General features: G+C 71.7%; 1 protein-coding gene. It reads left to right on the top strand.

Features of this window, described 5'->3' with window-relative positions:
• Positions 1-12: 12 nt before the first annotated feature.
• A partial coding sequence (locus ACTOQ1_RS42940; protein WP_440074393.1) for a hydantoinase B/oxoprolinase family protein occupies positions 13-647 on the top strand: 635 nt, incomplete at its 3' end.

Here is a 647-nt window from a genome sequence, read left to right as displayed (position 1 = left end):
TTCAATTCGCGGATGCCGGATCTGGTGATCGGTGATCTGAACGCGCAGGTCGCCGCGCTGCGCACCGGCGAGCGCCGCGTCCGCGAGCTCTACGCCCGCTACGGCGCGGCCGTCGTCGAGTCCGTCGTCGAGACCGTGGTCGCCACCGCCGCCGAGTCCGCCGCCGAGGCCGTCGCCCGTCTCCCGCAGGGCTCGTGGACGGCGGTCGACTGGCTGGACGACGACGGCGTCACAGAGGACCCGGTCCGCATGCAGGTCACCGTCACCGTCGCCGACGGCACCTTCACCGTCGACTTCGCCGGATCGTCATGCGCGACCGCGGGGCCGGTCAACCTCCCGTTCGGCGCGACCATCGCGACCTGCCGGGTCGCGTTCAAGGCGATCACCACGCCGGGGGAGCAGACCAACGCCGGGCACTTCGCCCCGCTGGAGGTGCGGGCCGAGCCGGGCACGCTCTTCCACGCCGCCTACCCGGCGGCGACCTTCACCCAGTGGACGGGGACGGTCGCCCTGGAGCTGATCTACAAGGCGCTGGCGCAGGGGATGCCGGACCGTTTGCCCGCCTCGTCCGGGGGTGACGTGCCGGGGTTCATGATGGTCGGGGTCCATCCGGAGACCGGGCAGATGTTCGCGGTCAGCAACAACGA

It is taken from the genome of Streptosporangium sp. OZ121 (assembly GCF_051918885.1).
Classification (GTDB): Bacteria; Actinomycetota; Actinomycetes; order Streptosporangiales; family Streptosporangiaceae; genus Streptosporangium.
Note: the sequence above shows the minus strand (reverse complement) of the source record. Positions and strands in the feature narration are given on the sequence as shown.